Origin of the sequence: Cupriavidus sp. SHE (genome assembly GCF_000812445.1) — a bacterium.
GTDB classification, from domain to species: domain Bacteria; phylum Pseudomonadota; class Gammaproteobacteria; order Burkholderiales; family Burkholderiaceae; genus Cupriavidus; species Cupriavidus metallidurans.
This window is the reverse complement of record NZ_JWMB01000035.1, coordinates 55,504-62,930: the sequence shown is the minus strand read 5'-3', so window position 1 is coordinate 62,930 and position 7,427 is coordinate 55,504. Positions and strand designations below refer to the sequence as shown.

The 7,427-nt window shown below is 61.7% G+C and carries 8 protein-coding genes; 4 read left to right on the top strand and 4 right to left on the bottom strand.

Annotated elements, in window-relative coordinates; all coding sequences use genetic code 11:
• Nucleotides 1-39 precede the first annotated feature (39 nt).
• Nucleotides 40-918, bottom strand: a complete 879-nt coding sequence (locus RN01_RS17855; RefSeq protein ID WP_223277423.1) for an NAD(P)H-quinone oxidoreductase — start codon at nt 916-918, stop codon at nt 40-42.
• Between the two features lie 188 nt (nt 919-1,106).
• Between RN01_RS17855 and RN01_RS17850 the strand changes: the two genes are divergently transcribed.
• Together RN01_RS17850 and RN01_RS17845 are read left to right on the top strand one after the other, a co-directional pair.
• The gene (locus tag RN01_RS17850; RefSeq protein WP_017514049.1) at nt 1,107-1,973 is read left to right on the top strand and encodes a LysR family transcriptional regulator; all 867 of its coding nucleotides are present in this window, start codon (nt 1,107-1,109) and stop codon (nt 1,971-1,973) included.
• A 6-nt stretch (nt 1,974-1,979) separates the two neighbouring features.
• Entirely contained in the window at nt 1,980-2,300 is a 321-nt protein-coding gene (locus RN01_RS17845) for a hypothetical protein (RefSeq protein ID WP_017514048.1), read from the top strand.
• A 39-nt stretch (nt 2,301-2,339) separates the two neighbouring features.
• On the opposite strand, the gene RN01_RS17840 is transcribed toward RN01_RS17845, so the two are convergent.
• The 3 genes from RN01_RS17840 to RN01_RS17830 all read right to left on the bottom strand — a co-directional run bounded on the left by RN01_RS17840 (nt 2,340) and on the right by RN01_RS17830 (nt 5,435).
• On the bottom strand, nt 2,340-3,581 hold the full coding sequence (locus RN01_RS17840; RefSeq protein ID WP_017514047.1) for a YbfB/YjiJ family MFS transporter: 1,242 nt from the start codon (nt 3,579-3,581) through the stop codon (nt 2,340-2,342).
• A 78-nt stretch (nt 3,582-3,659) separates the two neighbouring features.
• Nucleotides 3,660-4,262 carry a TetR/AcrR family transcriptional regulator gene (locus tag RN01_RS17835; protein WP_017514046.1) on the bottom strand — a complete coding sequence of 201 codons (603 nt, stop codon included), beginning with the start codon at nt 4,260-4,262 and terminating at the stop codon, nt 3,660-3,662.
• A gap of 150 nt (nt 4,263-4,412) precedes the next feature.
• Nucleotides 4,413-5,435, bottom strand: coding sequence for an AraC family transcriptional regulator (locus RN01_RS17830; RefSeq protein ID WP_223277424.1), 1,023 nt, complete (start codon nt 5,433-5,435; stop codon nt 4,413-4,415).
• A gap of 183 nt (nt 5,436-5,618) precedes the next feature.
• Between RN01_RS17830 and RN01_RS17825 the strand changes: the two genes are divergently transcribed.
• Both RN01_RS17825 and RN01_RS17820 read left to right on the top strand, forming a co-directional pair.
• On the top strand, nt 5,619-5,870 hold the full coding sequence (locus RN01_RS17825; protein WP_017514044.1) for a hypothetical protein: 252 nt from the start codon (nt 5,619-5,621) through the stop codon (nt 5,868-5,870).
• A 327-nt stretch (nt 5,871-6,197) separates the two neighbouring features.
• On the top strand, nt 6,198-7,406 hold the full coding sequence (locus RN01_RS17820) for an NAD(P)/FAD-dependent oxidoreductase (protein WP_024570097.1): 1,209 nt from the start codon (nt 6,198-6,200) through the stop codon (nt 7,404-7,406).
• The last annotated feature ends 21 nt before the right edge of the window (nt 7,407-7,427 follow it).

Genomic DNA, 7,427 nt, shown 5'->3' with positions numbered 1-7,427 from the left:
GACGACTACGAGGCTCTGCTGCCCTGGAGGCTCAAGCCCTCAACCGTCTAGCGGATACCGCCGGCGGCCGCAAGGGGCGCCCTTAAAAGACCGCTTACCTTTTTCCTCGTGTGTGCGCGAGCGCAGCGTCGAGCCGATGTGCGTGAGACGCTTCGCCAGCATCGGGAATAAGTCGAGTGACTGCGCCGGACCCTTGATCACGCCGATCTGGATTATGCGGCCGTCCATCGCAGCCGCTGCGTAATTGCGCGCGACGTAGTCGCCGGCAATGATATCGACAACCACGTCGACGCCACGCCCGTCCGTCGCGCGTGCTACCGCCTCGACGAAATCCTCGTTGCGGTAGTCCACGGCGACATCGGCGCCCAGCGCAATGCTCGCGTCGCGCTGGGTATCGGAGCCGACTGTCGTGATGATCTTTGATGCGCCAAACGCTTTTGCAAGCATCGTCGCCGTGGTGCCGATCCCGGATGCGCCGCCGTGGATTAGCACGCTTTCGCCTGCCGAGAACTTACCGCGCTGGAACAGATTCAGCCATACCGTTAGAAAGGTCTCCGGCAGCGCAGCTGCCTCAACCATTGAGAGACCCTCCGGAATCATCAGCGTATTGCTCTCGTGCGCGACTGCGTACTCCGCGTAGCCGCCGCCCGGAACCAGTGCGCAGACGAGATCGCCTACTGCGAACCGAATCACGTCGCGCCCGACGGACACGATCTCGCCTGCGACTTCGAGTCCGGGGATGTCCGAAGCACCCGGTGGCGGATCATACAAGCCCCTGCGCTGCATGACATCGGGACCGTTCACGCCGGCGGCATGAATGCGGATCAATACTTCGTCGGCTGCCGGCGCGGGAACTGGCCGCTGCACCGGCGCAAGAACATCGGGCCCCCCTGGTCGCGTGATCTCGATTGCGGCCATTGCCGCAGGAATGGTGTGCGTTGCGTGTGTCATGAGTTCATCCTTTCAAGATGCCGGATGCACTGCGGATTCGAGCAACTTGCTTGATCGGTGCATCGCTGAAGCAAAGTGTAGGGAGGCTGCCGGCCCTTTGACACGCAGCGATTTGCTGGTCGTATGATGCAAATTTGCATCATACGGGAGGCGACATGAATTGGGACGACGCGCGCATCTTCGTTGCGCTCTATCGGGAACGGACGTTGCGCGCTGCCGCACGCGCGCTCGATATCGACCAGGCGACGGTAGGCCGCAGGCTTGCGGTGCTCGAGCATGCACTTGGCTCGACCCTATTCCTGCGCACCTCGAATGGCTATGAGCTGACACAGGTCGGCAAGCTCGCGATCCGCGCCGCGGAGGCGATGGAGCAGTCCGCGCACGATCTGGTGCGCCACACTCAAGGCATGGACAAGCGCCTCGCCGGCGAGGTGAAGCTCTCGACGACGGACGCACTGGCGCAGGAGTACGTGGTGCCGGCGATCGAGCGCCTGCATGCACAGCACCCTGACGTATCGGTGGTACTCGACACGACAACGCATGTCCTCAATCTCGCGAAGCGTGAAGCCGATATCGCGGTGCGAACCGTCAAGCCGCGAAACCCGGATCTGCTCGCGCGTCGCCTTGCAAGCTGGGACGTGGGGCTGTTTGCCTCGCCAGCCTATATCCGGCGCCACGGCGAACCAGTACCCGGGGAGCGATTCCTGGGGCACGATCTTGTCGTCTATCAGCCGCATTTCGCCAAGGCGCGCTCGCCGTCGTTCATTGGAGAACCGCTGACGGATGGTCGTATCGCCGCAAGACTGAACACGAACCTGACTCTGCGCGCGGCACTCAAGGCCGGCCTTGGCATCAGCGAGATTCCCGTTCCGATGGGCGAACGCGATGGCCTCGTGCGGATCTGGCCAGACCGCACGAGCGGTGTACCGTATGAGGTCTGGCTCGTAACGCATCAGGATCTGCGGCACACCGCGCGCGTCCGCGTGACGATCGACGAGATCGTCCTGGCGTTCGGTCGATAGCAGCGCATGCGCGGCCTCGTGACGACGGATGTCTTTCCGATGCGGCTGTGCATGGGGACGAATTGCTTTTGGGCGGCGACGTGCAACCACGGAACCCGCAGCGACGACTCCAGCTTTTTGGTCAAGGCAATGACAAAAATGGATGCTACTGGGCCGCCGCCGGCCCTGCGGTTGAGCGCTGCAGCTCCAGATGAGCAGATGGCCCTATCGGGCGCGCAATGGGGCGGCCGAGGTCGTGTGAAGCAGTCTCAATCACTTGGAGGGAATCCGGTAAAGCTGGTGGTCGTGCGCATGGAGGAAAGCCACACCGTACGCCGCCTACCCTGACCGAGTGCCAGAGGGCGTCTGCCTTGGGAGGGCGCGGCGTCAGTCAGTCTTCGGTTTCCGTACGGCGAAGTCGGTGACAAATGCTACTGCCATGGCCACTGCGCCGCACATGAAGATCAGTCTGTAGTTCTCATGCGATTGCGCGAACAGATACGCATAGCCGTAACCCCCCAGCGCCTGACACAGCGCGAACGCTATGGTGGCACGGCTCCATGCGGCGCGCTGGGCCGTGGCGTCGTGGGGCAACATCTCCTGCACTCGGCCCAAGACAAGCGGCACAATGCCTGGGGTGAAGGTGCCTAGGACGATGGTCGATAGCCACAGGGCTACCGTGTGGTGGGAGACGGCCAGCAACCCCACGGCCAGGCCTTGCAGCAACATCGCAAGCCGATAGGCGTTCCTGAACCCGAGCTTGCCACCGATGGCGCCCGCAAGCAGCGGTCCTGCGATAGCTGCGACGCCATAGAGTACCCAGTATCCGGCGCCGGCCGATGCACCTTGGCCAAGACCGCGCGCGACGTAGTCGACCAACAGCACCATGGCTGGCACCAATCCCAGCGCGTTGGCAGCGTACTGGAAGTACAGCACGCGCAAAGCTGGATTGCTGGAACCCTGTGCATGGTCGACGGGGCGGTGACCTGCCGCAGTTGGTGCCGGCATGCTGGTAGGTGCATCGGCGGTGGGCCACCCCTTCCAACTAATAGCAGTCAGAAGCAATGACACGGCACCAAGTCCAAGCCATGTCTGTCCCAGCCCAAGCTTGAGCAACTCTGGTACCAGCGTGCCCGATGCTGCAATACCGAGTCCAAGCCCCAGGAAGATCATCCCGCTAACGAACGCCCGCCGGCCCGGCGGAATATGCGGCAGGATCGCAGTAGCCACGAGCACCATGATGGCGCCGCCTGTCAGGCCAGAAAGAAAGCGCCAGAGGAAGAACCAGCTTACCGACACGGGTACTGCGCACGCAAAGAATGCCGCGGTGGCCAGCACCATCAGCAGACGTAAAGCATGGCGGTTCGACAGCCGGGTCGCCAGTGGGCGGCCAATCACTGCGCCAGCGAGATATCCGGCGAAGTTTGCGGCGCCGAGTGCCACCGTGTCTGCGGCGCTGAACCAGTGGGCCTGAATCAACGAGGGAATCAGCGGCGTATAGGCGAAGCGGGCAAGACCTATGGCGACAAGGCTTGCGCAGAGTCCGGCCAGCGCCGCATGGAGCGCACGCGCATCGAGCGCACGGTCCGTGGTGTCTGGCACAGGCGTGGTGACTGTGTTCTGTGACATGGGGTGATACCTCTGGGCGAGCGCCGCCCCACGCAGGCGGCAGCCGCGCGTAGAGGCGAAGCGTTATTCAGGGAGAAGTCAGGTCGTGCCGCGCGGCTTGCGTCCGAGCAGAGCCAGTACGGGTCTGACGGATGCCTCGAGCAGTGCGCGATCCGGCATGACGCGAGACATCACGCGCAAGCCGATCTGTACCGACAACAGCGTGGCCGCAACGTCCCTGGCAGTGAGTGTCGGGTCGACAGTCCCGTCGGCCTGGCCGGCGCGAATGGTGCGTTCGAAGAAGTGACCGAGTGTAGTCAGTTCCTCTGCAACGATCGCCGCCAGTTCAGGGTCGTCAGCCGATGCGTCGAGCGCCGTATTGATCAGCATGCATCCACGATGCTGCGGATCGGAGACGCCACGCTCGATGCTTTCGGCAAAGAATGCTTCTAACGCCTGGGCCGGTGGAAGGGTGCCTTCCAGTCGCGCAATCCGTTCGCGCAGCGTGTGATTCAGGTAGTCCTCAAGCGCCTGCAGGAACAGTGTGCGTTTGTCGCCAAAGGCGTTGTAGAGGCTAGGTTGAGTCAGTCCCATCGCCTGCGTCAGTTCGCGGGTCGAGGTGGCGTTGTAGCCCTTGGCCCAGAACGCGTCCTGCGCGGCGGAAAGTGCGGTTTGGGCGTCAAATTGGCGAGGTCGTGCCATGGCAGTGAGATTCTGTATCGAATGATATGAAACGTATTTTAGATAGATCGATACAAAATTCAAGGGCGATCTTTCGCGTGGAGCCTGAGGAATCTGGAGAGGGTTCGATCCGTGATCTGCAGACGATATGTTGTGCCAGTCGGATACCGGCTATGCAAGCCGAGCCCGGCGCAAGGCCAGCGGTGTCACGCCTACATGCCGACGGAAAACGCGCGTGAAGTGAGAGTCGTCAGTGAAGCCGCACCTGCGGCCAATGGCAGCCACGGTGAGGCGATTGAACGCCGGCGATGACAATTGGCGCACGGCGATATCGATGCGGGCCTTCATCAGCAGGAAGCCAAAGGTCTCGTTCTGAGCGGCCAGTGCACGATGCAGGGATCGCACCGAAATTCCCAGGTCTGCTGCCACCTGCGGCGCGATCAGCGTGGACTCGGTGCATCGCGAACGAATGCAGTCGAGGATTCTCTCGTTCAGCGGCTTCGAGATCTCGTGTTTATGCGTGGCGACCTGATCTGGTCCGCTCGACGCCAGAAGAATCAGCGCACCGAGTTGGTCCACGATCAGCCGGGGCGGGAGCGGTGCATTGAGGATTGTGGTGGGCTGCAATGCCGCGATGAATGTGTTCAGCGCCACTGCCCAGCGCGAGTCAGCGCCAAATTGCCTGCCGACCACTGCGCCTGTCTGAGGGACCCACTCGCTTAGCCACTGCGGATCGAAGCCGATATTGACGAAGTCGTAGTCGAAAGCGATATCGAGGCTTAGCGCCTGCTGGGAATCCGTGATGAATGAATCCATGGGGCGCATCGAAACTCTCGACTGGTAGCTCAGGTTCCAGGGAACGTTTCGGCTGAGCACCAGATTCAGGCAGCGTGCGCGTTGTCGTGAGATCTCGACGGCCGTGCTCCGCGCGATATGGGGGGAGCCTGCCACGTGCATCACGGTAACGGGACCGAGCGCCAGAGCCTCGATCTTCGCGCTCAGATCGGGCGAATAGGGCGTCTCGAACTGGAACGGAATGATGGCCGACTCGGTGGCGGCCTGGAAGTACTCACGTCTTTGCGTCGCTGGGACCAGATCGGTGCTCCAACGTTGCAGTTGCCCAAGCTCGTTCCCCATCCTTTTCCCCCACTCATGGACCGTCGTCGGCGTGGCTGGCACGTAGCGTCCACGCATTCTGTGTTGCTGTCATGAATAGTCAATCCATCAAAGCATATCAAGGGCACTCTGCAATTGCCGATTGACTGGAGCCGGGCCGGCGCCATTAGCCGGTTGCATCAGGGACTTCGCGCGAAATGTGCCGCATAGGCATCTTTCGCTTTTGCCCTGCGGACTGTCTGGATCTGGCGCCGATCGAACATGGCTTCGGAGGTGGCGATGCAGTATCTGAATGGCTTGGACGCGAAGGTTGGTGACGTGGTGATGCTCGGCGACCGTGAAACCGGCGTGGTCGTGTGCAGTTTCACCAATGCGGAATATAGCCCGGGATATGAGTCATTCATGAGGCGACATACGTCCGAGGGAATCTTGATTGATTTCCCGACCTACGGGCTGATGCATTTCAAGTTCGCAGAGGTCGGACTCACGCTGCTGTCCCGGCGGACTGGCTAGGCAAGCGTCATCCGCTGACGCCTCGTTGCCTGGGTAGTGCCGCGACGCGGGCTATCTGCCGGTCTCTTTGGGGGCTTATGCCGCGCTTCCTCCATAAACTACGACTACGCAAGGGGCAGTAATGCTAGCGAGTCCGCGGCGACGGTGCAAGGACGACGGTGATTCCCGCACGCATACCCCGGGCTTTCGAATTCTTCCTTGCTTTTAATACTACGACTCATAGAATCGTAGTATTGCAGTTGACGCTTGTCATTGCTGAAGAAAGCGGGCGCGCGATGAAGGTGCGGCCGGATCACTCAAACCAGGGATTGATGCAGGAGTTTGCAAATGTCCAAACGCATTCTTGTGATTGGCGCCGGCTTCGCCGGCATGTGGAGCGCGCTGGCTTCGGCCCGGCTGCTCGATGAAGTCGGACGCACGGATATCGAGATCGTGTTGGTGGCACCCGAGGCGGAGCTGCATGTACGGCCGCGCCTCTACGAGCAGAATCCAGGCGGAATGAAGGCGCCGTTGCAGGAGATATTCAAGGCCGTTGGCGTTCGGTTCGTACAGGGTTACGTTGAGCGGATCGATGTGGCGAATCAGCAGGTGGAGGTCAGCAGCACAGCGGAGACATCACCCGTCGTGCTTGGTTTCGACCGACTTGTGCTGGCCGCCGGAAGCCGCCTGTTCAAGCCGCAGATTTCCGGGCTGGATGAACATGCATTCAACGTCGATCAGGTGGCTTCCGCCGCAACGCTAGAAGCCCATATCGAGACGCTGGCGACCCGTCCGGCCAGCATCGCCAGGAACACGGTCGTGGTTGCAGGCGGAGGCTTCACGGGCATCGAGACGGCGGCGGAAATGCCTGCACGTTTGCGCGAGGTTCTGGGAGGCGACGCGCAGGTCAATGTGATCATCGTCGAGCGAGCCAGCGAGATTGGTCCGGATCTGGGTGCCGGACCACGACCAGTCATCATCCAGGCGCTGACGGAGCTTGGCGTCAAGTGGAAGCTCGGGTCTGGTGTTGCGGCCGTGGACGCGGCTGGTGTGACGCTGGAGAGCGGTGAGCGTATCGAAGCCTCGACGGTCATCTGGACCGCTGGTGCGCGTGCCAGCAAGCTCACGGCTCAAGTCCCTGCCGAGCGCGACAGCTTTGGCCGTCTGCACGTCGATAACTATCTGAAGGTCAGGGGGCTCGAGACGGTCTATGCGACGGGCGATGTCGCATATGCAGCTGTTGACGATGCCGGCAACTACGCCATGATGTCATGCCAGCATGCGATGAACCTTGGGCGTTCCGCCGGACACAACGTGGCCGCGGACCTGGTTGGCGACGAACAAATCCCATACAGCCAGCCAAAGTACGTGACCTGCCTGGATCTGGGCCCTTGGGGCGCGGTGTACACGGAGGGCTGGGAGCGCGAGGTGAAGCTGGTTGGTGCCGAGGCCAAGGCGCTGAAGACGAAGATCAACACCGAGTGGATCTATCCGCCAAGCGCGGATCGCGCCGAGGCACTGGCCTCGGCGGACCCGCGCCGAATCGTGGTGGCGTAACAATCAAACGAGGCAAGACGA